At 62.8% G+C, this 1475-nt stretch carries 1 protein-coding gene; it reads left to right on the forward strand.

The features are described 5' to 3' along the window. Positions 1-240 precede the first annotated feature (240 nt). A complete protein-coding gene (locus CSQ99_RS30560; protein WP_099042695.1) occupies positions 241-1452 on the forward strand; it encodes an IS110 family RNA-guided transposase in 1212 nt (403 codons plus the stop codon). Positions 1453-1475 lie beyond the last annotated feature (23 nt).

Genomic DNA, 1475 nt, shown 5'->3' on the forward strand with positions numbered 1-1475 from the left:
TCCTTAAGTTCGTAGGTGCAGTTACTTCGTGTTGTTACGTTGTGCTGTGACCCGGGTGGGCCGGGTGAGGCTGCATCGGTTTAGCCGGCCTTGGTGGTGCGGCTTGAAAGGACTGGCCGCCCGGCCTGCCTGGACTTCTCTGGCCGCTGATTGAGATCTGCGATGTGATCGCTTGTTTAAGGAAACGCTGGCGGGGTTGTCCGTGGGGAACATGTTGGCAGACAAGCGAAAAGAGAATCGATGACAACAGATCAGTTGTGGGCTGGTGTGGATGTCGGTAGAGAACATCATTGGGTGTGTGTGGTTGACGCCGCCGGGGCGGCGGTGTTGTCGCGCAAGCTGGTCAATGACGAGCAGTCCATCCGCGAGCTGATCGCGGAGGTCGACGAGTTGGGTCCGCAGGTGTCCTGGACGGTGGACCTGACCATGACGTATGCCACCCTGCTGTTGACGGTGCTGACCGACCTCGGCAAGTCGGTGCGCTACCTCGCGGGCCGGGCGGTGTGGCAGGCCTCGACGGTTTATCGCGGAGGCGAGTCCAAGACCGACGCCAAAGATGCCAGGGTGATCGCTGATCAATCGCGGATGCGCGGTGAGGATCTGCCGGTCCTGCATCCCGACGACGACCTGGTCACCGAACTTCGGATGCTGACCGCCCACCGCGCCGATCTGGTGGCTGATCGCACCCGCACCATCAACCGGCTGCGTCAGCAACTGATCGCCGTCTGCCCAGCTTTGGAACGGGTCGCCGAGCTCAGCTCCGACCGCGGCTGGGCGGTGCTGTTGTCGCGCTATCAACGACCCAAAGCCATACGGCAGAGCGGCATTTCGCGACTGACGAAGTTCCTGGCCGACGCTGGAGTCCGTAACGCATCTGCCATCGCCGTCGCTGCAGTCTCGGCCGCCAAGGCTCAGACGGTCAAGATGCCCGGCGAGGAGGTCGCCGCCACTCTGGTCGCCGAACTGGCCCAGGGGGTGATCGCCCTTGATGACCGCATCAAAACCACTGACGCCGACATCGAGGGCCGGTTTCGCCGCCATCCCCTTGCCGAGGTGATCACCAGCATGCCCGGCATTGGATTCCGACTCGGCGCCGAATTCCTGGCCGCCGTCGGCGATCCTGCGCTGATCGGTTCGGCCGATCAACTCGCCGCCTGGGCCGGACTGGCTCCGGTGTCTCGAGATTCGGGAACACGGACCGGAAACCTGCACACCCCCAAGCGCTACAGCCGTCGCTTGCGTCGAGTCATGTACATGTCGGCTCTGACCTCGATACGTTGCGACGACCACTCTCGGGCCTACTACCAGCGCAAACGAGAGGAGGGTAAACGTCCGATCCCGGCCACCATCTGCCTGGCGCGACGCCGTACCAACGTCCTTTACGCACTGATCCGTGACAACCGCACCTGGCAACCTGATTCACCCCCCGTCACCACGACGACGGCGGCTTGACTTCTTCATTGAGAGTCCTTTCG

Source organism: Mycobacterium neglectum (assembly GCF_002591975.1).
GTDB lineage: Bacteria > Actinomycetota > Actinomycetes > Mycobacteriales > Mycobacteriaceae > Mycobacterium > Mycobacterium neglectum.